This window comes from Lysobacter yananisis (assembly GCF_031199375.1).
Lineage (GTDB): Bacteria > Pseudomonadota > Gammaproteobacteria > Xanthomonadales > Xanthomonadaceae > Lysobacter > Lysobacter yananisis.
On sequence record NZ_CP133568.1, the window covers coordinates 2,898,263 to 2,924,110 of the forward strand.

At 69.6% G+C, this 25,848-nt stretch carries 21 protein-coding genes; 17 read left to right on the forward strand and 4 right to left on the reverse strand.

The genetic code is table 11. The features are described from left to right. Nucleotides 1-9 precede the first annotated feature (9 nt). The 14 genes from rsmH to lpxC all read left to right on the forward strand — a co-directional run bounded on the left by rsmH (nucleotide 10) and on the right by lpxC (nucleotide 16,974). Complete coding sequence (gene rsmH, locus RDV84_RS12295; RefSeq protein ID WP_231736194.1) at nucleotides 10-1,056, forward strand: 16S rRNA (cytosine(1402)-N(4))-methyltransferase RsmH; 1,047 nt, start codon at nucleotides 10-12, stop codon at nucleotides 1,054-1,056. Further along, on the forward strand, nucleotides 1,053-1,316 hold the full coding sequence (gene ftsL, locus RDV84_RS12300; protein ID WP_057948815.1) for a cell division protein FtsL: 264 nt from the start codon (nucleotides 1,053-1,055) through the stop codon (nucleotides 1,314-1,316). The genes rsmH and ftsL overlap by 4 nt, the downstream gene beginning before the upstream one ends. A gap of 194 nt (nucleotides 1,317-1,510) precedes the next feature. Then, the gene (locus RDV84_RS12305) at nucleotides 1,511-3,334 is read left to right on the forward strand and encodes a peptidoglycan D,D-transpeptidase FtsI family protein (protein WP_241833679.1); all 1,824 of its coding nucleotides are present in this window, start codon (nucleotides 1,511-1,513) and stop codon (nucleotides 3,332-3,334) included. 8 nt (nucleotides 3,335-3,342) lie between these two features. After that, complete coding sequence (locus RDV84_RS12310) at nucleotides 3,343-4,854, forward strand: UDP-N-acetylmuramoyl-L-alanyl-D-glutamate--2,6-diaminopimelate ligase (protein WP_250449282.1); 1,512 nt, start codon at nucleotides 3,343-3,345, stop codon at nucleotides 4,852-4,854. Then, nucleotides 4,851-6,248, forward strand: a complete 1,398-nt coding sequence (locus RDV84_RS12315; protein WP_309153563.1) for a UDP-N-acetylmuramoyl-tripeptide--D-alanyl-D-alanine ligase — start codon at nucleotides 4,851-4,853, stop codon at nucleotides 6,246-6,248. The genes RDV84_RS12310 and RDV84_RS12315 overlap by 4 nt, the downstream gene beginning before the upstream one ends. Next, nucleotides 6,238-7,323 (forward strand): phospho-N-acetylmuramoyl-pentapeptide-transferase, encoded by a 1,086-nt coding sequence (mraY, locus tag RDV84_RS12320; RefSeq protein ID WP_057948812.1) that lies wholly within the window; start codon nucleotides 6,238-6,240, stop codon nucleotides 7,321-7,323. Before RDV84_RS12315 ends, mraY begins: the two co-directional genes overlap by 11 nt. Next, complete coding sequence (ftsW, locus tag RDV84_RS12325) at nucleotides 7,323-8,612, forward strand: putative lipid II flippase FtsW (protein ID WP_057948811.1); 1,290 nt, start codon at nucleotides 7,323-7,325, stop codon at nucleotides 8,610-8,612. The genes mraY and ftsW overlap by 1 nt, the downstream gene beginning before the upstream one ends. Then, complete coding sequence (gene murG / locus RDV84_RS12330) at nucleotides 8,609-9,682, forward strand: undecaprenyldiphospho-muramoylpentapeptide beta-N-acetylglucosaminyltransferase (protein ID WP_309153564.1); 1,074 nt, start codon at nucleotides 8,609-8,611, stop codon at nucleotides 9,680-9,682. Before ftsW ends, murG begins: the two co-directional genes overlap by 4 nt. Before the next feature lie 175 nt (nucleotides 9,683-9,857). Then, entirely contained in the window at nucleotides 9,858-11,291 is a 1,434-nt protein-coding gene (gene murC / locus RDV84_RS12335) for a UDP-N-acetylmuramate--L-alanine ligase (protein WP_309153723.1), read from the forward strand. Beyond that, nucleotides 11,288-12,265 carry a D-alanine--D-alanine ligase gene (locus tag RDV84_RS12340; protein ID WP_057948809.1) on the forward strand — a complete coding sequence of 326 codons (978 nt, stop codon included), beginning with the start codon at nucleotides 11,288-11,290 and terminating at the stop codon, nucleotides 12,263-12,265. The genes murC and RDV84_RS12340 overlap by 4 nt, the downstream gene beginning before the upstream one ends. Continuing rightward, entirely contained in the window at nucleotides 12,262-13,005 is a 744-nt protein-coding gene (locus RDV84_RS12345; RefSeq protein ID WP_057948808.1) for a cell division protein FtsQ/DivIB, read from the forward strand. Before RDV84_RS12340 ends, RDV84_RS12345 begins: the two co-directional genes overlap by 4 nt. Continuing rightward, nucleotides 13,002-14,252 carry a cell division protein FtsA gene (gene ftsA / locus RDV84_RS12350; RefSeq protein WP_057948807.1) on the forward strand — a complete coding sequence of 417 codons (1,251 nt, stop codon included), beginning with the start codon at nucleotides 13,002-13,004 and terminating at the stop codon, nucleotides 14,250-14,252. Before RDV84_RS12345 ends, ftsA begins: the two co-directional genes overlap by 4 nt. Nucleotides 14,253-14,453: 201 nt before the next feature. After that, nucleotides 14,454-15,686 (forward strand): cell division protein FtsZ, encoded by a 1,233-nt coding sequence (gene ftsZ / locus RDV84_RS12355; protein WP_057948806.1) that lies wholly within the window; start codon nucleotides 14,454-14,456, stop codon nucleotides 15,684-15,686. A 376-nt stretch (nucleotides 15,687-16,062) separates the two neighbouring features. Next, entirely contained in the window at nucleotides 16,063-16,974 is a 912-nt protein-coding gene (gene lpxC, locus RDV84_RS12360; RefSeq protein WP_057948805.1) for a UDP-3-O-acyl-N-acetylglucosamine deacetylase, read from the forward strand. A gap of 330 nt (nucleotides 16,975-17,304) precedes the next feature. On the opposite strand, the gene RDV84_RS12365 is transcribed toward lpxC, so the two are convergent. Continuing rightward, nucleotides 17,305-17,757: a DciA family protein gene (locus RDV84_RS12365; RefSeq protein WP_425606270.1), complete on the reverse strand. Its 453-nt coding sequence runs from the start codon at nucleotides 17,755-17,757 to the stop codon at nucleotides 17,305-17,307. Nucleotides 17,758-17,764: 7 nt separating this feature from the next. Between RDV84_RS12365 and RDV84_RS12370 the strand changes: the two genes are divergently transcribed. From RDV84_RS12370 to RDV84_RS12380, 3 genes are all read left to right on the forward strand, one after another. Further along, a complete protein-coding gene (locus tag RDV84_RS12370) occupies nucleotides 17,765-18,676 on the forward strand; it encodes a M23 family metallopeptidase (protein WP_057948803.1) in 912 nt (303 codons plus the stop codon). Between the two features lie 374 nt (nucleotides 18,677-19,050). After that, entirely contained in the window at nucleotides 19,051-21,774 is a 2,724-nt protein-coding gene (gene secA / locus RDV84_RS12375) for a preprotein translocase subunit SecA (RefSeq protein WP_057948802.1), read from the forward strand. A 142-nt stretch (nucleotides 21,775-21,916) separates the two neighbouring features. Further along, nucleotides 21,917-22,834, forward strand: a complete 918-nt coding sequence (locus RDV84_RS12380; RefSeq protein WP_309153565.1) for a Nudix family hydrolase — start codon at nucleotides 21,917-21,919, stop codon at nucleotides 22,832-22,834. A 218-nt stretch (nucleotides 22,835-23,052) separates the two neighbouring features. Here the strand turns inward: RDV84_RS12380 and coaE are convergent, their stop codons facing one another. Genes coaE through RDV84_RS12395 form a run of 3 tightly spaced genes read right to left on the reverse strand, consistent with a single transcriptional unit; the run spans nucleotide 23,053 to nucleotide 25,847 of the window. Further along, complete coding sequence (coaE, locus tag RDV84_RS12385) at nucleotides 23,053-23,667, reverse strand: dephospho-CoA kinase (RefSeq protein ID WP_309153566.1); 615 nt, start codon at nucleotides 23,665-23,667, stop codon at nucleotides 23,053-23,055. A gap of 4 nt (nucleotides 23,668-23,671) precedes the next feature. Continuing rightward, nucleotides 23,672-24,559, reverse strand: coding sequence for a prepilin peptidase (locus RDV84_RS12390; RefSeq protein WP_057948799.1), 888 nt, complete (start codon nucleotides 24,557-24,559; stop codon nucleotides 23,672-23,674). Between the two features lie 19 nt (nucleotides 24,560-24,578). Next, nucleotides 24,579-25,847, reverse strand: coding sequence for a type II secretion system F family protein (locus RDV84_RS12395; RefSeq protein WP_078998160.1), 1,269 nt, complete (start codon nucleotides 25,845-25,847; stop codon nucleotides 24,579-24,581). Nucleotide 25,848: the final 1 nt, after the last annotated feature.

Sequence of the window (25,848 nt, forward strand, 5' to 3'; positions counted from 1 at the left end):
GACGGTGGCATGGAACGCACTCACGCGCGATCCGGCCACCTTCCCGTGATGTATCGGCAGGCGCTGGAAGGCCTGCGGGTGCACGGGAACGGAGCCTATCTGGACGGCACGTTCGGACGCGGCGGGCATGCCCGCGGCGTGCTCTCCCAATTGCAGGCCGGAGGACGGTTGCTGGTGATGGACAAGGATCCCGAAGCGATCGCCGTGGCCGAACGCGAGTTCGGCGCCGATCCGCGCGTGTCCATCCATCGCGGCAGCTTCGCCGAGCTCGCGCATTGGGACGCCACCGCCGGCGGCCTCGACGGCGTGCTGCTCGACCTGGGCGTGTCCTCGCCGCAGCTCGACGTGGCCGAGCGCGGCTTCAGCTTCGGCAAGGACGGCCCGCTGGACATGCGCATGGACCCCGACAGCGGGCAGAGCGCGGCGCAGTGGCTCAACAGCGCCGCCGAGAAGGACATCGCCGACGTGCTGTGGACCTACGGCGAGGAGCGCCAGAGCCGCCGCATCGCCCGCGCGATCCTGGCCCGCCGCGCCGCCCAGCCGCTGGCGCGCACCGCCGAACTGGCCGAAGTGATCGCCCAGGCGATGCCGCGCGGCGACCAGAAGATCCATCCGGCCACGCGCAGCTTCCAGGCGATCCGCATCTTCATCAACCGCGAGCTGGCCGACCTGGAAGCCGGGCTCGACGCCGCGCTGGCGCGGCTGAAGCCGGGCGGGCGGCTGGCGGTGATCAGCTTCCATTCGCTGGAAGACCGCATCGTCAAGCAGTTCATCGTGCGCCATTCCAAGGCCCCGCCGAGCAACCGCCGGCTGCCGGTCGAGATCGCGTTCACCCCGACCCTGCTCGCCGTCGGCGGCGCGCAGAAGGCCGACGAGGACGAACTCGCGACCAACCCGCGCGCGCGCAGCGCGGTGCTGCGCGTGGCCGAAAAGCTGGGCGCTGCGGGACCAGGGACCGGGGACCGGGGACCCGGCAAGGCCGAGGCGGACGTTTCTGGGCATTCGCGGGTTCCGGGTCCCGGGTCCCCGGTCCCGAGCGCAGGAGGCGCGGCATGATGCGCCTGCTGCTGATCCTGTTGATCGTCGCCAACGTCGCCTCGGCGCTGCTGGTGGTGTTCGCGCGCCACGAGCACCGCCAGCTGTTCGTGCAGCTCAACAAGCTGCAGCGCGAGCGCGACGAGCTCAACATCGAATTCGGCCGGCTGCAGCTGGAACAGGCGACCTGGGCGGAGAGCAACCGCATCGACCAGGTCGCGCGCGAGCGCATCGGGATGCGGTTCCCCGAGGGCGCCGAAACCGTGGTGATCCGGCCATGAGCGGCGCGCGCAAGAATCGCGGCAACGGCCGCAGCGGACCGCTCGACCGCGTGCTCGGCGCGCGCGCCGGCCGCGGCGGCCTGGACCGCCTGGTCGAGAACCTCGGCGACGGCTTCGCCCGCCTGCGCGAGGAGCGCGGCCGCGGCAACAAGCCGCGCGGCCGCAACCTGCAGTTCAACCTGCGCAACCGGCTGATGCTGGTCGGCGGCGCGCTCGGCCTGTGCGCGGTCGCGCTGGTCGCCCGCGCGCTCGACCTGCAGGTGATCAGCAACGACTTCTATCGCCAGCAGGGCGACGCGCGCTCGCTGCGCGAGATCCCGATCCCGACCTCGCGCGGCATGATCACCGACCGCAACGGCGAGCCGCTGGCGGTGTCCACGCCGGTGGAGTCGGTGTGGGCGAACCCGAAGGAACTGGCGAAGAACACCGAGCGCCTGCCGGAGCTGGCCAAGGCGCTGGACGTGGCCCCGGACGAACTGGCACGCAAGCTGGCGCAGCGTTCGGGCAAGGAGTTCATGTACCTCAAGCGCCGCATCAACCCCGACGAGGCGCGGCAGATCCTGGCGCTGAAGGTGCCGGGCGTGTTCTCGCAGCGCGAGTTCCGCCGCTTCTACCCGCAGGGCGAGGCGATGGCGCACGTGCTGGGCTACACCAACATCGACGACCGCGGCCAGGAAGGCCTGGAACTCGCGTTCGACCACGAGCTGCGCGGCAAGCCCGGGACCAAGCGGGTGATCCGCGACGGCGCCGGCCGCATCGTCGAGAACGTCGACCTGGTGCGCAGCGCCGAGCCGGGCAAGGACCTGACCCTGACCCTGGACCGCCGCATCCAGTACCTGACCTACCGCGAGCTGCGCCGCGCGCTCAACGACACCGGCGCGTCCAGCGCCTCGGCGGTGGTGCTCGACATCGAGACCGGCGAAGTGCTGGCGATGGCCAACCTGCCGACCTACAACCCGAACCTGCCGGGCGCGGGCAACCGCGACACCCACCGCAACCGCGCCGTCACCGACGTGGTCGAGCCGGGTTCGACGATGAAGCCGGTCACCGTCGCCGCCGCGCTGAGCAAGGGCTCGGTGACGCCGCAGACCCTGGTCAACACCACGCCGGGCTGGATGCCCAACGGCCGCTACCGCATCACCGACACCCACAACAACGGCGTGCTGACCGTCACCGGCGTCATCACCAAGAGCTCGAACGTGGGTGCGGCCAAGCTCGCGCTGCCGCTGCCGAACGACTACTACTACAACTTCATCCACAACTTCGGTTACGGCAGCAAGCCGGGCAGCGGCTTCCCGGGCGAGTCCTCGGGCCTGCTCGCGCCGCCGCAGCGCTGGAGCGGCACGACCAAGGCGACCATGTCCTACGGCTACGGCCTGTCGGCCACGCCGCTGCAGATCGCGATGGTGTACGCGGCGATGGCCAACGGCGGCAAGCTGATCGCGCCGACCTTCGTCAAGGGCCAGCGCAACGAGGGCAAGCAGGTGCTCGAACCGGTCGTGGCCGGCGAGATCATGCGCATGATGCAGACCGTGACCGAGCCGGGCGGTACCGCCAAGCAGGCGGCGATCCTGGGCTATCACGTCGCCGGCAAGACCGGCACCACGCGCAAGTTCAGCGCCACCGGCGGCTATTCCAAGAAGTACGTGTCGCTGTTCGCCGGCGTGGTGCCGGTGGAGAAGCCGCGTTTCTCGATGGTGGTGGTGGTCAGCGAACCCGATCCGACCAAGAAGGGCTACTACGGCGGTTCGGTGTCCGGCCCGGTGTTCCGCAACGTCATGGACGGCGCGCTGCGGCTGATGGACGTGGCGCCGGACGACATCGAGACCTGGATGGCGGTGCAGGCCGCGGCCGAGGCCAAGCGGCAGAAGCAAAACGGCGGCAAGCCGGTGGGGCCGGTGGTGCCGGCGTCCACGCGCTCGGCCGCCAAGCCGCCGCTCAGGCCCGACAACGCGCCGATCGCCGCGGGCCTGCCGGCGACGGTGGCCCAGGCCTCCACGCACGGAGGCGCGCAATGAGCCGCTCGATGCTCCTGTCCGAGCTGCTGCCCGACGTCGCCGGTATCCCCGGCGATCTGCGCATCGGTGGGTTGGTGATGGACAGCCGCGCAGTGCGCGCGGGCGACGCTTTCGTCGCCATCGCCGGTTTCGGCGCGCACGGGCTCAAGTTCGTCGAGCAGGCGCGCGCGTCCGGCGCGGCCGCGATCCTGTTCGAGCCGCCGGCGCCGGACGACCTGCCGGCGCCGGCCGACGCCATCGCCGTGCCCGGGCTGCGTTCGCGCCTGGGCGAGATGGGCGATGCCTTCCATGGCCGTCCCAGCGCGTCGATGCGCGTGGTCGGCGTCACCGGCACCAACGGCAAGACCTCGACCGTGCAGCTGATCGCGCAGGCCTGGCACCTGCTCGGCCTGTCCTGCGGGACTATCGGCACGCTCGGCGCCGGCCTGTACGGACAGGTCGTGCCGAACGGCTTCACCACCCCGCTGGTGCTGCCGTTGCACGAGCTGCTGGCCGGCATGCGCGACGCCGGTGCGCAGGCGGTGGCGATGGAAGTGTCCTCGCACGCGCTCGACCAGGGCCGCGTGGCCGGCGTGCATTTCGACGTCGGCGTGTTCACCAACCTCACCCGCGACCACCTGGACTACCACGGCGACATGGCCAGCTACGGCGCGGCCAAGGCGCGGCTGTTCGGCTGGGACGGGCTGAAGGCGGCTGCGATCAACCTCGACGACGAGTTCGGCCGCGAACTGCTCGCGCAGCTGCCCAAGCGCGTGCGCGGCATCGGCCTGAGCTCGCGCGGCCAGGCCGGCGCGAGCGTGCGCGCGGACCGGCTGAGCTTCGACAGCCGCGGCATCGGTTTCGACCTGGTCGTCGGCGGCAAGGCCCACCCGGTGGCCTCGCGCCTGCTCGGCCGCTTCAACGTCGACAACCTGCTGGCGGTGGCCGGCGCGCTGTATGCGTTGGAGCAGGAGCCGGCGACCATCGCGCGGGTGCTGTCGCAGCTCGAACCGATCCACGGCCGCATGAACCGTCTCGGCGGCGACGGCCGCCTGCCGCTGGTGGTGATCGACTACGCCCACACTCCCGACGCGCTGGAGCAGGCGCTGGCCTCGCTGCGCGCGCACGCGCAGGCGCGGCTGATCTGCGTGTTCGGCTGCGGCGGCGAGCGCGACCGCGGCAAGCGCCCGCAGATGGCGGCGATCGCCGAGCACGGCGCGGACCTGGCCATCGTCACCGACGACAACCCGCGCGGCGAGGACGGCGACGTCATCGTCGCCGACATCCTCGAAGGCTTTCGCGACCCGCAGCGCGCGCTGGTGCTGCGCGACCGCCGCGCCGCGATCGAGCGCGCGATCGCCGAAGCCGGCCCCGACGACATCGTGCTGGTGGCCGGCAAGGGCCACGAGCCTTACCAGGAAATCCACGGCGTGCGGCATCCCTTCGACGACACCTTGATCGCGCGCGCCGCGCTGGAGGCGCGGGCGCCGCACATGGATGTGCAAGTGCCGCGCGCCCAGGATGGGCAGGAGCGGCCATGAAGCGCTTGAGCCTCAGCGAGATCGCGCGCCTCACCGGCGGCCGCCTGCGCGGCGACGACGGCGGTCGAGAGAGCACGATCGACGTCGTATGCACCGACACCCGCGCGCTGCCGGCGCAAGGCGCGGCGCTGTTCGTCGCGCTCAAGGGCGAGCGCTTCGACGGCCACGACCATGTCGCCGGGCTGGCCCACACCGCGGTCGCCGCGGCGCTGGTGTCGCGCGAGATCGACGCGCCGATCGCCCAGGTGATCGTCGCCGACACCCAGCAGGCGCTGGCCGATCTCGCCGCCGGCGTGCAGGCGCAGCGCGCCGGCAACACCGTGGTCGCGATTACCGGCAGCAACGGCAAGACCAGCGTCAAGGCGCTGACCGCGGCGATCCTGGAGCGCGCCGGCAAGACCTACGCGACCCCGGGCAACCGCAACAACGAGATCGGCCTGCCGCTGGCGGTGCTCGACGCGCCCGAAGACGCGCGCTATTCGATCTACGAGATGGGCGCCGGCAAGCCCGGCGACATCGCCTATCTGGTGCGGGTGGCGCGGCCCGACGTGTCGCTGGTCAACAACATCGCGCCGGCGCACCTGGAGCGCATGGGCAGCCTGCTCGGCATCGCCGACACCAAGGCGGCGATCTACGACGCGCTGGCGGACGGCGGCGTCGCGGCGATCAATGCCGACGACGCGTTCGCGCCTTATTTCGAGCAGCGCGCGGCCGGTCGCCGCGTCATCCGCTTCGGTCTGGACGCCAGCGCCGAGGTCACCGCGCGCGACGTGCGAGTGGCGCCGGAAGGTTCGACCTTCACCTTGGTCGCGCCGCAAGGCGAGGCGCAGATCGCGCTGAAGCTGGTGGGCCGCCACAACGTCCGCAACGCCCTGGCCGCCGCGTCGCTGGCGCTCGGCGCGGGCGTGTCGCTGCAGCACATCGCCGACGGCCTCAACGCTGCGCAGCCGGTCGACGGCCGCCTGATCACCCACCGCTTGCCGGGCGGCGCGGTGCTGATCGACGACAGCTACAACGCCAACCCGGGCTCGACCGGCGCGGCGATCGACACGCTCGCGGAAATGGGCGGCGAAAACTGGTTAGTGCTCGGCGCGATGCGCGAGATCGGCGACGAAGAAATCGCCATGCACGCCGAGATCGGCCGCCGCGCCAAGGCCGCCGGCCTGCGCCGGCTGTACGCGCTGGGCGAGCTGCCGGCCGCGGCCGCCGCCGCGTTCGGCGACGGCGCGCGCACGTTCGCCAGCCACGACGAACTGGCTGCGGCGCTGGCCGCGGAGCTCGCCGCCGGCGTGCGGGTGTTGGTGAAAGGTTCGCACAGCAGTGCGATGGACAAGATCGTGACGGCGTTGTTGTCGGCACACCGGCCGGGGGAGGGCACGACGCATGTTGCTTGAATTGACTCGATGGCTCGAACAGCTGCAAAGCCTGTTCAACATCTTCGGGTACCTGACGTTCCGCGGCATCCTCAGCGCGCTGACCTCGCTGGCGCTGTCGCTGTGGTGGGGCCCGGCGGTGATCCGCAAGCTCGGCCAGCTCAAGGGCGGCCAGCCGATCCGCAAGGACGGCCCGCAGTCGCATTTCTCCAAGGCCGGCACGCCGACCATGGGCGGCGCGCTGATCCTGTTCACGGTGATGGCCTCGGTCCTGCTGTGGGGCGACCTGCGCAACAAGTACGTGTGGATCGTGTTGCTGGTGATGCTGGCGTTCGGCGCGATCGGCTGGTACGACGACTGGATCAAGATCGTCAAGCGCGATCCCAACGGCCTGAAGTCGCGCTGGAAGTACCTGCTGCAGTCGATCTTCGGCCTCGCCGCCGGCCTGTACCTGTGGCTGTACGCCGACGTGCCGGCGGCGACGACCTTCTACGTGCCGCTGTTCAAGTCGGTGGCGCTGCCGCTGGCCGGTGTCAGCTTCGTGGCGCTGGCGTATCTGTGGATCGTCGGCTTCTCCAACGCGGTCAACCTCACCGACGGCCTCGACGGCCTGGCGATCATGCCGACGGTGCTGGTGGCCTGCGCGCTGGGCATCTTCGCCTACGCCTCCGGCCATGCCGAGTTCTCCAAGTACCTGCAGATCCCGGCGGTGCCGGGCGCGGGCGAACTGGTGATCATCTGCGCCGCCATCGCCGGCGCCGGCCTGGGCTTTCTGTGGTTCAACACCTACCCGGCGATGGTGTTCATGGGCGACATCGGCGCGCTGGCGCTGGGCGCGGTGCTCGGCACCATCGCCATCATCGTGCGCCAGGAACTGGTGCTGGTGATCATGGGCGGCATCTTCGTCATCGAGACGCTGTCGGTGATGATCCAGGTCGCTTCGTTCAAGCTGACCGGCAAGCGCGTGTTCCGCATGGCGCCGATCCACCACCACTTCGAGCTCAAGGGCTGGCCGGAGCCGCGCGTGATCGTGCGCTTCTGGATCATCTCGGTGGTGCTGGTGCTGGTCGGCCTGGCCACCCTCAAGGTCCGCTGATGGAAAACACCGCGCGCCAGGCGACCCGACTCGAAGCGATCCACGGTCGTTACGACCCGTGGCTGCTCGCCGCGTCCGCGGCGCTGGCGTGCGTGGGCGTGATCATGGTCGGCTCGGCCTCGCTGGGCGTGGCCAACACCCACGAAGTCGATCCGTTCTATTTCCTGACCCGCCACCTGATGTTCCTGGCCATCGGCCTGGGCCTGGCGTTCTGGCTGATGCGCACCGAGCTCAAGACCATCGAGCAGCACAACCAGTGGCTGCTGCTGGTGTGCGTGGTGCTGCTGGTCGCGGTGTTCATCCCCGGCATCGGCCGCCAGGTCAACGGCGCCAAGCGCTGGATCAACCTGGCGGTGATCGGCTTCCAGGCGGTGGAAGCGGTGAAGCTGCTCTACATCGTCTGGCTCGCCAGCTACCTCAAGCGTTTCAGCGAAGACATCTCGGCCACCTGGGGCGCGATGCTCAAGCCCATCGGCGTGGCGGTGGTGCTGGTCGGCCTGTTGCTGATGCAGCCGGACTTCGGCTCGTCCTCGCTGCTGCTGGCGATCACCGCCGGCATGCTGGTGCTGGGCGGCGTCAACATGCCGCGCATGTTCGGCCCGGTGCTGATCGGCCTGCCGGTGCTGGCGGTGATCGCCATCGCCGAGCCGTACCGGGTGATCCGCCTGACCTCGTTCATGAATCCCTGGAGCGACCCGTTCGGCACCGGCTACCAGCTGACCAACGCGTTGATGGCGGTCGGCCGCGGCGAATGGACCGGCGTCGGCCTCGGCGCCTCGGTGCAGAAGCTGCAGTACCTGCCCGAAGCGCACACCGACTTCATCATGGCGGTGATCGCCGAGGAATTCGGCTTCGCCGGCGTGTGCGCCGTGGTCGGCCTGTACGCGCTGCTGGCCGGCCGCGCACTGTGGACCGGGTTGAAGTGCGTGGAGATGCGCCGCCACTTCTCCGGCTATGTCGCGTTCGGCATCGCGCTGTGGATGAGCCTGCAGAGCTTCGTCTCCATCGGCGTGAACCTGGGCCTGCTGCCGACCAAGGGCCTGACCCTGCCGATGATTTCCTACGGCGGCTCCAGCATCCTGATGAGCTGCGCCGCGCTCGGCGTGCTGCTGCGCGTGTCCTACGAACTCGACCGCGCCCAGCGCCAGGTCGCGCGCCTGCGCGGCGAAGCCGCCGGCAGCGCGCCGGCGACGGCGAGCCCGGCGCCGGCCGCGGCCGCTGCGGGCGCCGCGCGCGGCACCAGCCGCCTGCGCGACCGGGTCGAGCCTTCGCTCGGGAGGACCGCATGAGCGAGCGTCCCGTGTTGATCCTGGCCGGCGGCACCGGCGGGCATATCTTCCCGGGCCTGGCCGTGGCCAAGGCGCTGCGGGCGAGGGGCGTTGCGGTCGCCTGGCTCGGCGCCGACGGCGGCATGGAAACCCGGCTGGTGCCGCAACACGGCATCGAGATCGACACGCTCGCGATCGGCGGTGTGCGCGGCAAGGGCGTCGCCACGCTGTTGCGCGCGCCGTTCCGGCTCGCCGCTTCGGTGCGCGCGGCCGGCCGCGTGCTGCGCCAGCGCCAGCCGCGCGCGGTGGTCAGCTTCGGCGGTTACGCCGCCGGCCCAGGCGGCCTGGCCGCGCGCCTGGCCGGCTTGCCGCTGGTCGTGCACGAACAGAACCGCGCGCCGGGCCTCACCAACCGCGTGCTGTCGCGCTTCGCCCGCCGCGTGCTGACCGGTTTCCCGGACACCTTCGGCGACCACGACGAGGTGGCCGGCAATCCGGTGCGCGCCGAGATCGCCGCGATCGCGCCACCGGCGCAGCGTTTCGCCGAGCGCAGCGGCCCGCTCAAGCTGCTGGTGCTGGGCGGCAGCCAGGGCGCGCGCGCCTTGAACCGCGCCGTGCCCGAAGCGGTCGCCGGTTTGCGCGGGCGGGTGCCGTGCGAGGTTCGCCACCAGTGCGGCGAGAAGATGCTGGCCGATGCGCAGGAGGCTTATGCGAAGGCCGGCGTCGCCGCTTCGCTGGAGCCGTTCATCGCCGACATGGCGGCCGCTTACGCCTGGGCCGACCTGGTCGTCTGCCGCGCCGGCGCGCTGACCCTGGCCGAGCTGTGCGCGGCCGGCGTCGGCAGCGTGCTGGTGCCGTTCCCGCAGGCGGTCGACGACCACCAGACCAAGAACGCGCGCTATCTGGTCGACCGCGGCGCGGCGCAGCTGCTGCCGCAGGCCGGCGACGACCTCGGCGCGCGGCTGTCGGCGACCATCGAGATCCTGGCCGAACGCGGCGTGCTGCTGCAGATGGCCGAGGCGGCGCGCGCCATCGCCAAGCCCGACGCGGCCGAGCGCGTCGCCGATGCGGTGCTGGAGGTGGCGCGATGAAGCGTCCGCATTGCGGAAACGCCGCGGGCGTTCGCGCGATCGAAGGCCGCGCCTTCTTCGCGGCTTCACGCGCTGTGCGTACTCTGCGCGCCCCTTCAGGCCTTCGCGACATGACCACTTCTCTTCTGCGCAACTCCCATCCCTCGATTTCGGACCTCACGCCATGAGCACCGCCCTGCGCCGCCGCCTGCAGCACACCGGCGACCTGGCCAAGGCGTTCCCGCGCGTGCACTTCGTCGGCATCGGCGGCACCGGCATGAGCGGCATCGCCGAAGTCATGTGCACGCTGGGCTATCAGGTGTCCGGTTCGGACATGGCCGACAACGCGGTGACCCGCCGGCTGGCGTCGATGGGCGCGACCGTGCACCGCGGCCACGCCGCCGCCAACGTGCTCGGCGCCGACTGCGTGGTGGTGTCCAGCGCGATCAAGCGCGACAACCCCGAACTGATGGAAGCGCGCGCCCAGCGCATCCCGGTGGTGCCGCGCGCGGAGATGCTGGCCGAGCTGATGCGCTTCCGCCGCGGCATCGCCGTGGCCGGCACCCACGGCAAGACCACCACCACCTCGCTGGCCGCGAGCGTGCTGGCCGAGGGCGGCATCGACCCGACCTTCGTGATCGGCGGCAAGCTGCTCGCCGCCGGCGCCAACGCCGGCCTCGGCGGCGGCCAGTGGCTGGTGGCCGAGGCCGACGAGAGCGACGGCAGCTTCCTGCGCCTCAACCCGCAGATCGCCATCGTCACCAACATCGACGCCGATCACCTGGAGAACTACGGCGGCGACTTCGCCAAGGTCCAGGCCGCGTTCGAGGAATTCCTGCACCGGCTGCCGTTCTACGGCCTGGCGGTGCTGTGCATCGACGACGCCAACGTCGCCAAGCTGGCCGCGGAGACGCCGCGCCACGTGATGACCTACGGCTTCGCGCCCGAGGCCGACGTGCGCGCCGAGGACGTCAGCCAGGACGGCGGCGCGATGCGCTTCGCCCTGTGCCTGCCCGACGCCACCCGCACCGCGGTGACCCTGGCGCTGCCGGGCCGCCACAACGTGCTCAACGCGCTGGCCGCTGCCGCGGTGGCGTGGCAGCTCGGCGTGCAGCCCGAGGCGATCGCGCGCGCGCTGGAGAAATTCGCCGGCATCGGCCGCCGCTTCAACCTGCTGGCGCAGATCAAGACCGACAAGGGCGCGACCGTGCAACTGGTCGACGACTACGGCCACCACCCGAAGGAACTGGAAGCCGTGTTCGCCGCCGCCCGCGGCGGCTGGCCGGACAAGCGCCTGGTGGTGGCGTTCCAGCCGCACCGCTACAGCCGCACCCGCGATCTGTTCGACGACTTCGCCGCGGTGCTGTCGTCGGTCGACGCGCTGGTGCTGACCGAGGTCTATCCGGCCGGCGAAGCGCCGATCGCCGGCGCCGACGCCAAGTCGCTGGCGCGCGCGATCCGCGCGCGCGGGCGCATCGACCCGGTCGTGGTCGGCGCCGCCGGCGACCTCGCCGGCGTGCTGCCGGACGTATTGAACGACGGCGACCTGCTGTTGCTGATGGGCGCCGGCGACATCGGCGCCGCGGCCCAGCAGTTGGCCGCCACCGGTTTCCAAGGAGAGTCGAAGTGAGTGTGAAGTTCGCCGCGCTGCGCGTCACCGACCCGGCCGTGTTCGGCCGCGTCGCCGTGCTCATGGGCGGCACCAGCGCCGAGCGCGAGGTGTCGCTGGATTCCGGCCGCGGCGTGCTCGACGCGCTGCGCTCGCGCGGCGTGGACGCGTTCGCGGTCGACGGCATCCCGGCGTTGATCGAGCGCATCCGCGTCGGCGGCGTCGACCGCGTGTTCAACATCCTGCACGGCAACAAGGGCGGCGGCGAAGACGGCGTGCTGCAGGGCGTGCTCGAGGCGCTCGGCGTGCCCTACACCGGATCGGACGTGCTCGGCTCGGCGCTGGCGATGGACAAGATCCGCACCAAGCAGGTGTGGATCGGCTCGGGCCTGCCGACCCCGCGCTTCAAGCGCATCGCCAAGGGCGACGACGTGCATGCGGCGGCGCGCGAGATCGGCCTGCCGGTGATCATCAAGCCGTCGTGCGAAGGCTCCAGCGTCGGCGTTTCGCGCGTGCTCGCCGATGCCGACATCGACGAAGCCGTGGCCCTGGCCGCGCGCTATCCCGGCGAGATGCTGATGGAGCAGATGATCGTCGGCGACGAGCTCACCGTCGCGGTGCTGATCGACGGCGAGGGCTACACCGCGCTGCCGTCGATCCGGATCGTGCCGAAGGGCGAGTGGTACGACTATCATGCCAAGTACATCGCCGAGGACACCCAGTACCTGTGTCCGGGCCTGGACGGCGCCGCCGAAGACGAGATCCGCCGCCTGGCGATGCAGGCCTTCGTCGCCGCCGGCTGCAAGGGCTGGGGCCGCGTCGACTTCATGCGCGACCGCGACGGCCGGTTCTACTTGATCGAGGTCAACACCGCGCCGGGCATGACCAGCCACTCGCTGGTGCCCAAGGCCGCGCGCCAGGTCGGCATCGAATACGACGAACTGTGCTGGCGGGTGCTCGAAGCCACCGTGGTCGCGGGAGGTGGCGCGGCGTGAACGCCCTGCTGCGACTCGTCGGATGGGCATTGGCGCTGGTCCTGGTGGCGCTGCCGGTCGTGGCCGTGTTGAACGGCTGGATCGGCGCGAACCAGTGGCCGCTCAAGCGCCTGCGCGTGACCGGCGAGTTCGAGCGGGTGGACGCGGCGTCGCTGCGCAAGACCTTGCTGCCCTACGCCCAGCGCGGTTTCTTCGCGGTCGACCTGCCCAAGGCGCAGGACGCGGTGTCGAAGTTGCCGTGGGTCGAGCGCGCCGAGGTGCGCAAGCGCTGGCCGGACGTGCTGGAAGTGACCGTGGTCGAGCACAAGCCGTTCGCGCGCTGGGGCGAGGACCGTTTGCTGTCGGAGCAGGGCCGCCTGTTCCCGATCGGCAAGGACCTGCAGGTGCCCGACAAGCTGCCGCGGTTCGGCGGCCCCGAGAGCCGGGTCGCCGACGTGGTGGCGCTTTACAACGAATCGCGCGAGCTGTTCGCGCCGGTGGGGCTGGAAGTGCGCGACGTCGAAGTCGACCAGCGCGGCAGCTGGACCATGGGCCTGAGCAACGGCGCGCGGATCGTGATCGGCCGTACCGAGCAGCGTTCGCGCCTGAGCCGCTTCGTGCACATGCTGCCGCAGCTCACCGCGCAGAAGGCGCAGGTGCTCGAACGCGCCGATCTTCGCTACACCAATGGTTTTTCGCTGACGTGGGCGCCCGCGCAACAGGCGCCGGCGGCCGCACCGAAGCAGCAAGGACAGTCATGAACCGCAAAGGCGACAAGTCGCTCATCGTTGGCCTCGACATCGGCACCTCCAAGGTGGTGGCGCTGGTCGGCGAGTACACACCTTCCGACGGCCGGCCTGGCAACCCGATCGAGGTGATCGGCATCGGTTCGCACGAATCGCGCGGGCTCAAGCGCGGCGTGGTGGTGGACATCGAATCCACCGTGCAGTCGATCCAGCGCGCGATCGAGGAAGCCGAGCTGATGGCCGGCTGCGAGATCCGCTCGGTCTACGCCTCGATCTCCGGCAACCACATCCAGTGCCGCAACTCGCAGGGCATCGCCCCGATCCGCGACGGCGAGGTCACCTACGGCGACCTCGACCGGGTGCTGGAAGCGGCCAAGGCGGTGGCGATCCCGGCCGACCAGAAGATCCTGCACGCGATCCCGCGCGACTACGTGCTCGACGATTCGCAGGAAGGCATCCGCAACCCGGTCGGCATGACCGGCGTGCGCCTGGAGGTGCATGCGCACCTGGTGGTGTGCGCGCAGTCGGCCGCGGCCAACATCAGCAAGTGCGTGCAGCGCTGCGGCCTGCAGGTCGACGACCTGATCCTCGGCGTGCTGGCGTCCAGCAATGCGGTGCTGACCAACGACGAGCGCGAGCTCGGCGTGATCCTGGTCGACATCGGCGCCGGCACCACCGACATCGCGGTGTTCGTGCAGGGCGCCATCGCCCATAGCGCGAGCCTGCCGATCGCCGGCGACAAGGTCACCGAGGACATCGCCCACATGCTGCGCACGCCGACGCCGGAGGCCGAGCAGATCAAGGTCCGCTACGCCTGCGCGCTGGCGCAGATGGCGACCGCCGAGGAATCGATCCAGGTGCCCAGCGTCGGCGACCGGCCGCCGCGGCGCATGCCGCGCCACTCGCTGGCGCAGGCGGTGCAGGCGCGCTACGAGGAGATCTTCGAAATGATCCAGGCCGAACTGCGCCGCTCGGGCTTCGAGCACCACGTGCGCGCCGGCATGGTCCTGACCGGCGGCGCGGCGAAGATGGAAGGCGTGGTCGAGCTGGCCGAGGAAATGCTGCAGATGCCGGTGCGCGTCGGTATTCCCCAGCACGTCACCGGCCTGGGCGAAGTGGTCGGCAACCCGGTCCACGCCACCGGCGTGGGCCTGCTGCTGATGGGCAGCCAGATCGAGAACCCGCGCCGTCCGGTGATTTCGACCGGACGCGCCGGCAGCTTCCTGAGCAAGTTGAAGAACTGGTACCGCGGCGAGTTCTGATCGCCGCGGTCCGGGATTGAAGTTCGTTTACAGCAAAGGGCAACGCGGAACAGGGCAAACAGGGAAGTCGTAACGAAGCGGTACGTCGTTTAGTTGTTCAACATAAAAACCATAAACGCCGGGAAGGTGATGAAGGGTCGGATCGCATGTTGCGAATCCCGCAGTCCCCATCCCAGATCCCGGCTCAAAGAGGACGAGGACATGGCACATTTCGAACTGGTTGAAAAAATGGCCCCGAACGCGGTCATCAAGGTCGTCGGTGTGGGCGGCGGCGGCGGCAACGCCGTGGCGCACATGGTCAGCGGCAACGTCGACGGCGTGGAGTTCATCACCGCCAACACCGACGCGCAGGCGATCAAGAACTGCGGCGCCAAGCTGCAGCTGCAGCTCGGCAGCAACGTCACCAAGGGCCTGGGCGCGGGCGCGAATCCGGAAGTCGGCCGTCAAGCCGCGCTGGAAGACCGCGAGCGCATCATGGACGCGCTGACCGGCGCCGACATGGTGTTCATCACCGCCGGCATGGGCGGCGGCACCGGCACCGGCGCCGCGCCGGTGGTCGCGCAGCTGGCCAAGGAGATGGGCATCCTGACCGTCGCCGTGGTCACCAAGCCGTTCCCGTTCGAGGGCCGCCGCCGCATGCAGGTCGCGCTCAAGGGCATCGAGGAACTGAGCCACCACTGCGACTCGCTGATCACCATCCCGAACGAGAAGCTGATCACCGTGCTCGGCCGCAACGCGACCATGATCCAGGCCTTCCGCGCCGCCAACGACGTGCTGCTCGGCGCCGTGCAGGGCATCGCCGACCTGATCGTGCGTCCGGGCCTGATCAACGTCGACTTCGCCGACGTGCGCACGGTCATGAGCGAGATGGGTCTGGCGATGATGGGCACCGGCGCCGCGCGCGGCGACGACCGCGCCCAGGCCGCGGCCGAATCGGCGATCCAGAACCCGCTGCTCGACGACGTCAACCTGGCCGGCGCCAACGGCATCCTGGTCAACATCACCGCCGGCCCGGACTTCACCATGGCCGAGTTCGACGAAGTCGGCCGCACCATCGAGAACTTCGCTTCCGAAGACGCGACCGTGGTCATCGGCACCGTGCTCGACCCGGACATGCAGGACGAGGTCAAGGTCACCGTGGTCGCCACCGGCCTCAACCGCGTCGCCGCCAAGCAGTCGGTGCGCGGCCATGGCAGCAGCCATGGCTTCGAGCGCGAAGCGCAGCGCGCGCCGATCCAGCTGGTGCGCAACGCGACCACCGGCCAGCCCGAGTTCTCGGCGATGGACGATGTCGGCCACGCGCCGATGCCGAGCTTCGGCGGCAACCTGCGCGGCAGCGCCCGCCAGGAGCCGACCGGCCCGGCGGTCGCGGACTTCGGCAGCGACAACAGCTACCTGGACATCCCGGCGTTCCTGCGCCGCCAGGCGGACTGAAGGCGAGAAGCGAGCGTAGAGGAGTGGGAAGAGAGTAAAGCGGCGCTTTCGCTCACTCCTCGCTCCTCCGCGCTCGCTCCTGCTCCATCCCCGGACCGGACTCGTCCCCGGTCCCCAGGGCACCTTGCCCCGGCGCTCAGGCGTCGGGGCCTTTGGGCCGGTCGGCCCGGAAAGCGGGCCGACCGGTCAGTTTGAATCGCGCTGTTGACAACGGCGGGACAGTGTGTCCTTTCCGTTCAGGTTCAGGAACCCGCGTGCTAACCTTGCGCGGTTTGATAGCGACCCCAATCAGCTATTCCGCCCCTGCGAGCCGCTCCGGCCGCGCGGGCTGATCGCCATAAGAATCCAACCCGTTTTCGCGGAAAGCCCCATTCCCATGTCGCGCCAGCGCACCCTCAAGACCGTCATCCGCGCCACCGGCGTGGGCCTGCACAGCGGCGAAAAGGTCTTCCTGACCTTGCGCCCGGCGCCGGTCGACACCGGCATCGTGTTCCGCCGCACCGATCTCGATCCGGTGGTGGAGATGCCCGCGCGCGCCGATCTGGTCACCGAGACCACGCTGTGCACCGGCCTGACCTACGGCGCCGGCAAGGTCATGACCGTGGAGCACCTGCTCTCGGCGATGGCCGGGCTGGGCATCGACAATTGCTATGTCGAACTGTCCGCGCCGGAAGTGCCGATCATGGACGGCTCGGCCGGTCCGTTCGTGTTCCTGCTGCAGTCCGCCGGCATCGCCGAGCAGGACGCGCCCAAGCGTTTCATCCGCATCAAGCACCCGGTGGAAGTGCGCGACGGCGACAAGATCGCCCGTTTCGAACCGTTCGACGGTTTCCGCCTGGGCTTCACCGTGGTGTTCGACCACCCGGCCATCCCGGCCTCGCAGTCGCGCGCGCAGGTCGAGTTCTCGACCCAGAACTACATCCGCGAAGTCAGCCGCGCCCGCACCTTCGGCTTCATGCGCGACCTGGAATACATGCGCGAGCGCAACCTCGGCCTCGGCGGCTCGATGGACAATGCGATCGTGCTCGACGAATTCCGCGTGCTCAACGACGACGGCCTGCGCTACGCCGACGAGTTCGTCCGCCACAAGATCCTCGACGCGGTCGGAGACCTGTACCTGGCCGGCCACGCCATCATCGGCGCCTACGAGGGCTACAAGTCCGGCCACGCGCTCAACAACAAGCTGGTGCGCGCGCTGCTGGCCGAGCGCTCGTCGTGGGAGCTGGTGAGCTACCCGGAGACCGAGGCGGGCCCGGTCGCGTACGGCGGCGAGGCCGCGTTCGCCTGACGCTTCGCTGAGAGTGAGCGTAGAGGAGTGAGGAGTGAGCGAAAGCCGCCCCGCTCACTCCTCACTCCTCCACGCTCACTTCTCGGCTTCATCCCGCGTTCCAAGCTGAACGCGCGTCACCCTCGGCCCATGACGCCGACCCGAAAAAGTCAGGAACGTTAACCAGATCACACTCGTGAACGCGACGTGACGGGTTAACGTATTTCTAACGAAACTTTTCCGGAATGCTTCCGATCGTTTAACAACCCCCGGGGATCGGGCCAGTAGGATGCCCCGACCCGGCTCTCGGCCCCTATCGGAACGCCCCCCCGCGCGAACCGCACCGAGCAGTCAGTTGGCGTCGCCGCGGCCCTTGGAACCATCGGGGCCGCGCAGCGAATCCAACGCGGCCTGCAGCGCTTTCTGCGTCGCGGCCGACAGGGGTTTGGCCTGTCGCACCGGTGCTGCCGCCGGCTGCGGGATCGTCGTCTTGACGACGAGTTCGGCCGCTTTCAGCCCGACGGACCGGGCTGCGTCGAGCATTTCCGGTGCGGCCAGCCGCAATTTGGCGCGCCACACCGGAGCATCGACGACATACACGAGCCTGCCGCGTTCGAAGTTGGCCAGCCGCGCGTGCGCGGCGAGCGAAGGCGGCAGGTAGGGGCGTAACCGAAGGTCCAGATCGTCGAGCCACAGGGCTCGCTTGATCGGGTTGCCGGCGGTGTCCTCCATCAACGCGTCCAGAGCGATGCGTGGAGTGGAAGGGCGGCGCGAGGGCGGCCTTTTGGGCTTGGAATCAGACATCGGACTCATGACCTATCAATCCATCGTAGAGCACACGCGCGAACGGCTGGGGCATTTCTTCCAGCAGTGCGGCCGGGCCGGCGCCCGCCGTCCCGCACTGGCGATCGCGCTGCTGCTGGGCACCGGCGTTTGCGTCGGCGCCGGCGCCGGCATCGCCGACAACCGCATGCTACGCGCCGAACTGGCGCAGCAGCAGACCCAGATCGTCGCGACCCGCCGCGACGCGCAACGCGAGATCAACGCCCTGGCCGCGCGCATGGGCGAGCTGCAGGCCGAGGCCAACCGCCTCAACGCCCTGGGCGAGCGCCTGACCCGCATCGGCCAGCTCCAGGACGGCGAATTCGACTTCAACAAGCCGGTCGGCGTCGGCGGCGCCGGCCCGGTCCGCGACATGTCCAAGCCCGAGCTCGACACCGGCATGGACCAGCTCAAGCAGCAGTTCAAGGCCTCCGGCGAGCAGCTGACGGTGCTGGAGTCGCTGCTGTTCAACCGCCAGATCGACATGAACGCGGTGCCCTCGCGCGCCCCGATCGCCAACAGCTACATCACCTCCGGCTTCGGCGGCCGCGCCGACCCGTTCAACGGCGGCGCCGCGTTCCACAAGGGCATCGATTTCGAAGCCGACGTTGGCGACCCGGTGCTGGCGGTGGCCGACGGCGTGGTCAGCTACTCGGGCGTGCGCTCGGGCTACGGCAACGTGGTCGAGATCGACCACGGCAACGGCTACGTGACCCGCTACGCGCACAACTCGCGTCTGCTGATGAAGGTCGGCGAGCTGGTCCGGGCCGGCCAGGAAGTCGCCAAGGCCGGTTCCAGCGGCCGTTCCACCGGCGCCCACGTGCATTTCGAGGTGTGGGAGAACGGCCGGGTGGTCAACCCGATCAAGTTCCTCAACCAGCAGTCGCCTTTGCGCGGGTGAAGCGGACCGCTTGCGAGCCACTGGCTCGCGGTCCGCTGAACGCCGGCCGCTCCTGCGGCCGGCCGGGTACGCAAGCCGCCGCTGAAGACGGGCTCGCGAACCGTGGAATTGGGCAAAGTCCCACATTCCGCCGTCGCTTTTCCCCCTTGATACCGTTCAGGTCGCCCCCCACGCTAGAATGCGTGTGGCCAAAGACCAGGCTCGATCCGATCGGGGGCGCATGGCGCCCCCGATCGCGTTTTACGCCCCCTGTTTTGCGGGGTTCGGACGCGGAGATCGGCCGGTCTGCTGGATTCCTGGGGAACTTGCCGGCGGCAACGCGTTCTTAACACGTCCCGCCCGCGCAACCCCGTTTCGCTTTACACGGACCCGTCATGCTCAACAGCTTGCTTACCCGCGTTTTCGGCAGCCGCAACGATCGCCTGCTGCGCCAACTGCAACGATCCGTCGTCAAGATCAACGCGCTCGAGCCGGAGATGGAGAAGCTCTCCGACGCGCAGTTGCAGGCCAAGACGCCGGAGTTCCAGAAGCGCATCGCCGAAGGCGAGCCGCTCGACAAGCTGCTGCCGGAAGCGTTCGCGGTTTGCCGCGAAGCGTCCCGGCGCGTGCTGGGCATGCGCCACTACGACGTGCAGATGATCGGCGGCATGGTCCTGCACCTGGGCAAGATCGCCGAGATGCGCACCGGCGAAGGCAAGACCCTGGTCGGCACGCTGCCGGTCTACCTCAACGCCCTGGAAGGCAAGGGCACCCACGTGGTCACCGTCAACGACTACCTGGCCCGGCGCGACTCGGCCTGGATGGGCAAGCTCTACAACTGGCTCGGCCTGAGCGTGGGCGTGGTCTACCCGGGCATGAACCACGCCGACAAGCACGCCGCCTACGCCGCGGACATCACCTACGGCACCAACAACGAATTCGGCTTCGACTACCTGCGCGACAACATGGCGCTGTCGAAGGACGACCGCTTCCAGCGCGGCCTGCATTACGCGATCGTCGACGAAGTCGACTCGATCCTGATCGACGAGGCGCGCACGCCGCTGATCATTTCCGGCCCGGCCGACGAATCGCCGGAGCTGTACATCAAGGTCAACCGCATCGTCCCCTCGCTGAGCCGTCAGGAGAAGGAAGATGGCGACGGCGACTTCTGGGTCGACGAGAAGGGCAAGCAGGTGCACCTGTCCGAGGCCGGCCAGGAACACGCCGAGGACCTGCTGCGCAAGGCCGGCATCATTAGCGACGAAGACTCGCTGTACGCCGGCCAGAACATTTCGGTCGTGCACCACCTCAACGCGGCGCTGCGCGCGCATGCGATCTACCAGCGCGACGTGGACTACATCGTGCGCGACGGCGAGGTGGTGATCGTCGACGAATTCACCGGCCGCACCCTGCCGGGCCGGCGCTGGTCCGACGGCCTGCACCAGGCGGTCGAAGCGAAGGAAGGCGTGCCGGTCCAGCGCGAGAACCAGACCCTGGCGAGCATCACCTTCCAGAACCTGTTCCGCATGTACAAGAAGCTGGCCGGCATGACCGGCACGGCGGACACCGAGGCCTACGAATTCCAGAGCATCTACGGCCTGGAAGTGATCGTGATCCCGACCAACCGTCCGGCCCAGCGCAAGGACCACTCCGACCAGGTGTTCCTCAACCGCAACGGCAAGTACCGCGCGGTGCTGGCCGAGATCCAGTCGGCGCACGAGCGCGGCCAGCCGGTGCTGGTCGGCACCACGTCGATCGAAGTGTCGGAAATGCTGAGCCAGCAGCTCAAGGCCGCCGGCGTGCACCACGAAGTGCTCAACGCCAAGCAGCACGAGCGCGAGGCCAACATCATCGCCCAGGCCGGCCGGCCGGGCGCGATCACCATCGCCACCAACATGGCCGGCCGCGGCACCGACATCGTGCTCGGCGGTTCGCTGGAGTCCGAGCTGGCCGACCTGGCCGCGCAGAACAACGGCGAGCCGGTCGACGAGGTCACCCACAAGCGCCTGAAGGGCGAGTGGCAGCAGCGTCACGACGCGGTCAAGGCCTCCGGCGGCCTGCACATCATCGGCACCGAGCGCCACGAATCGCGCCGCATCGACAACCAGCTGCGCGGCCGCGCCGGCCGCCAGGGCGACCCGGGTTCCTCGCGCTTCTACCTGTCGCTGGAAGACAACCTGATGCGCATCTTCGCCGCCGACTGGGTGCAGAAGGTGATGGCGCGCATGGGCCTGAAGGAAGACGACATCATCGAAAGCCCGCTGGTGACCAAGCAGATCGCCAACGCGCAGCGCAAGGTCGAGGCCCACAACTTCGACATCCGCAAGAACCTGCTCGACTTCGACGACGTCAACAACGACCAGCGCAAGGTCATCTACGGCCAGCGCGACGAGTTGCTGGAAGCCGAGAGCGTGCAGGAGAACGTCGACGGCATCCGCGGCGACGTGGTCGCCGAGCTGGTGCAGCGCCACGTGCCGGCCGATTCGGTCGACGAGCAGTGGGATCTGCCCGGCCTGCAGGCTGTGCTGGCGTCCGAGTTCGGCGTGCAGGTGCCGCTGGTGGAGACCGCGGCCAAGGCCGAGGAGCTCGACGCCGAAGGCGTCGCGCGCCAGGTGCAGGAGGCGGTGGACGGCCATTTCGCCGCGCGCGAGCAGCAGCTCGGCACCGAGACCATGCGCATGCTGGAAAAGCACATCATGCTCAACGTGCTCGACCAGAACTGGAAGGAGCACCTGGCGCGCATGGACTACCTGCGCCAGGGCATCCACCTGCGCGGTTACGCGCAGAAGCAGCCCAAGCAGGAATACAAGAAGGAAGCCTTCGAGCTGTTCTCGGAGATGCTCGACAAGGTCAAGCGCGAGGTGGTGACGATCCTGGCGCGCGTGCGCATCCAGAGCGAGGAAGAGATCGCCGCGCTGGAACAGCAGGAACGCGCCCAGGCCGAGTCGCAGCTGCGCCAGATGCAGTTCCAGCACGCCAGCGCCGGCGGCTACGGCGCCGACGAGGAAGCCGAGCAGGTGCAGCTGGCGGAAGACGCGTTCGCCAATGTCGGCCGCAACGATCCCTGCCCCTGCGGCAGCGGCAAGAAGTACAAGCATTGCCATGGGCAGTTGGGCTGATACGGCCGCGACCCGGGATTCGGGATTCGGGGTCGGCGAGAGCGCCGATGCCGATCCCGAGCCGCCCGCGGCGGTCGCGAGCGCTGTTGCCGAATCCCCGGCCCCGAGATCCTCGGCCCGCCGGATAGAAGTCGTCGCCGGCGTGATCCGCGACGCGCGCGGCCGGGTCCTGCTGACCCGCCGCACCGAAGGCCGCGATCTGGCCGGCCTGTGGGAATTCCCGGGCGGCAAGCGCGAGCCGGGCGAGACGCCCGAGGCGGCGCTGAGCCGCGAGCTGCACGAAGAGCTCGGCATCGACGCCGAGATCGGCGCCGAGGTGATCCGGGTGCCGCAGATCTATCCCGACAAGCGCCTGGTGCTGGACGTGCGCCACGTGCGCGCCTGGCGCGGCAGCGCGCGCGGCCGCGAGGGCCAGGCCCTGGCCTGGGTGCCGCCGCACAAACTGGCCAGCTATGCGATGCCGCCGGCCGACCGTCCGGTGGTGGCGGCGCTGGAGCAGCCCGAGCGTTATCTGGTGACGCCGGAACCCGAAGACGACGGCGTCTGGCTGGCGGGCCTGTCCACGGCCCTGGCCGCCGGCGTCAGGCGCGTGCAACTGCGCGCGCCGGCGCTGGCCGCCGGCGACCGCGCGCGGTGGCGGCAGCTCGCCGCTGCCGCGGCCAAGCGCTGCCGCGCGGCCAAGGCCGAGCTGCTGGTCAATGCCGATCTCGAACTGGCGCTTGAGCTGGGCCTGGGCCTGCATTTGCGCGCCGCGCAACTGCGCGAGCTGGGCGAGCGCCCGCTCGCCGCCGGCCTGCCGTTGGCGGCGTCCTGCCACGATGCCGACGAGTTGCGCGCGGCGCAGGCGCTGGGCTGCGACTTCGCCGTGGTCGGCTCGGTCAAGCCGACGCCGAGCCATCCGAGCGTGCTCGGGATCGGCTGGGAAGCGTTCGCGGCGCTGCGCGAGTCGGTGTCGTTGCCGATCTATGCGATCGGCGGGCTGGGGCCGGACGACCTCGCCGAGGCGCGCCGGCATGGCGCGCAGGGCGTGGCGGCGATCCGCAGCTTGTGGCCGGGTTGAGGATCAAGCGGCAAGGACGGACCAGCGGTGCGCGCAAGGCCGTCGGCGAAAGCGCTGTTTGTTCGCAAGGTCCGGACCGGCGCTGGGGTCGGATCGGAAAGCGTCGGGCCTGAAGGCCCTCCCACAACAGCCGAACCCCTGTCGCCGCGTCGCGACAGAGCCCGCGGCTTTTGTGGGAGGGCCTTCAGGCCCGACGCTCGTGTTTCAGCTCGCCGCGCTCAATCCGCCGCGGCCGCCATCGCCCGATAGCGCCGATCGAGCGCCTCGACCTGCGCCTGCAGCGCGTCCAGCGACCCGTCGTTGACCACGATGTCGTCGGCGATCGCCAGCCGCGCCTCGCGCGTGGCCTGCGCGGCGATCATGCGCGCGGCCAGTTCGGCATCGATGCGGTCGCGCTGCATGACCCGCGCCTGCTGCACGGCGACCGGCACGTCGACCACCAGCACCCGCTCCAGCCATGGATAGGCCTCGCGGCCGCCCTCGGCGAGCAGCGGAATCGCCGCGATCGCGTAAGCGCCCGGCGCCTGCGCGCACTGCGCCTGCAGCATCGCCCGCACGCGCGGGTGGACGATGGCTTCCAGGCGCTTGCGCGCGGCGTCGTCGTTGAACACCAGGCGCCGCATCGCGGCGCGGTCCATGCCGCCGTCGGCGTCGAGCACCTGCGGCCCGAACGCGGCCGCGACTTCGGCCAGCCCGTCGCTGCCGGGCGCGACCGCGGCGCGCGCGGCGAGGTCGGCATCGGCGACTGTTACGCCCAGCGCCTCGAAACGCCGGGTGACCTCGCTCTTGCCCGAGGCCACGCCGCCGGTGACGCCGACGCAGAACGCGGCCATGGGTTCAGCGCAGTCCGGAGTAGGACAGGTAGGCCTGCAGCAGACTCTCGCCCCAGAAGAACACGATCCAGCCGGCGATGGCCAGATACGGCCCGAACGGGATCGGCACGCCCATGTCGCGGCCCTTGATCGCCAGCCAGATCGAACCGATCACAGCGCCGACCAGCGAGGACATCAGGATCGTCGGCAGCACGCCCTTGAGCCCGACCCAGGCGCCGATCGCGGCGAGCAGCTTGAAATCGCCGCCGCCCATGCCGTCGCGCGGATCTTTGACCCGTCTGACCACCACCTGGTACTGCTTGTAGATCCAGTTGACCAGCCACAGGCTGCCGAAGCCGGCGATCGCGCCGAGCACTGCCGGTTTCACCGGGAAATACAGGTTGTCGCTGGCGGCGACGATGCCCAGCCACATCAACGGCAGGGTGAGGCTGTCGGGCAGGTACTGGGTGCGCAGGTCGATCCCGGACAGGATGATCAGGAAGCTGGTGAACACCATCGCCCCGAAGCCCTGCCAGCCGAAGCCGAAGCGGGCGACGCAAGCCACCATCAGCAGCATGGTGATGAACTCGACCGCCGGGTACTGCATCGAGATCGGCGTCTTGCAGTGCCGGCAGCGACCGCGCAGCGCGAGATAGCTGAACAGCGGAATGTTCTCGAACCAGGCCAGCTGGTGCTTGCAGTGCGGGCAATGCGAGCGCTCGACCACGATCCCGGGCGGCGGCGGGTCGTAGACCTCCGGCAGCTCCAGGATTTCGCGCGCGTCCTTCTTCCACTGCCATTCCAGCCGCTTGGGCAGGCGCAGGATGACGACGTTGTAGAAACTGCCGAGCAGCAGCCCGAGGCCGGCCGCGAGCGGGTACCCGAGGCCGGGGTTCTGGTCTAGGAATGCCATGTGCGCAGGATATCGCCGATCAGATCGTGGCGGCCAGCTTGAAGATCGGCAGATACATCGCGATGACCATGCCGCCGACGATGACGCCCAGGATGATCATGATCAGCGGTTCGAGCAGGCTCGACAGCGCGTCGACGGCGTTGTTGACCTCCTGCTCGTAGAACTCCGCGACCTTGACCAGCATGGTGTCGAGCGCGCCGGCCTCTTCGCCGATCGCGGTCATCTGGATCACCATGTGCGGGAACAGGTTGACCTGTTTCATCGCCATGTTGACCTGGTAGCCGACCGAGACGTCGTCGCGGATGCGCAGCACGGCCTTCTCGTAGACGACGTTGCCGGTCGCGCCGGCGACGGTGTCGAGCGCTTCCACCAGCGGCACGCCGGCGCGGAAGCTGACGGCCAGGGTGCGGGCGAAGCGGGCGATGGCCGCGTTGTGCAGGATCTGGCCCACGATCGGCAGCTTGAGCATCATCCGGTCGATGAAGTGGGAGAACGCCAGCGAGCGGTTCTTGGCCATGACGAAGGCGACGCCGGCGCCGACCACCAGCAGCAGGACGGCCCACCACCACTGGATCATGAATTCGCTCATGCCGATCACCATCAAGGTGAAGGCCGGCAGATCCGCGCCGAAGCTCTGGAACGTCGCCTTGAACTGCGGCACCACGAACACCAGCAGGATCGCGCTGACCAGGATCGCCACCGCGATGACCGTGGCCGGGTAGTACAAGGCCTTCTTGATCTTGCCCTTGAGGGTTTCGATGTTTTCCTTGTACGTGGCCACCGTGTCCAGCACGGTTTCGAGCACGCCCGCCGATTCGCCGGCCTTGACCAGGTTGCGGTAGAGCTCGTCGAACTGCACCGGATGCCGGGACATCGCCTCGTACAGCGACAAGCCGCTTTCCAGATCGGAGCGCACCGCGTTGAGCAGGGTCTTCATGCGCGGGTTCTTGTGGCCCTCGCCGATGATCTCCAGCGAGGTCACGATCGGCACGCCGGACTTCAGCATGGTTGCGATCTGGCGGCTGAAGATGGCGATGTCGGTCGCGGTGATGCGCTTGCCGGAGGCGCCGAACAGCGGCTTGGCCTTGGGCTTGACCACGGTCGGGGTGATGCCCTGGCGGCGCAGCTCGGCGCGCAGCAGGTTGGCGTTCTTGGCCGCCTGCTCGCCCTTCATCTTGATGCCGCGCTTGTCGGTGCCCTGCCAGACGAACAGGGCCAGGGGATTTTCGCGGCGGACCTGGGGGGCGGTCTTGCTGGCGGCGCGAGTGGCGGAACGGGTCGCGGACATG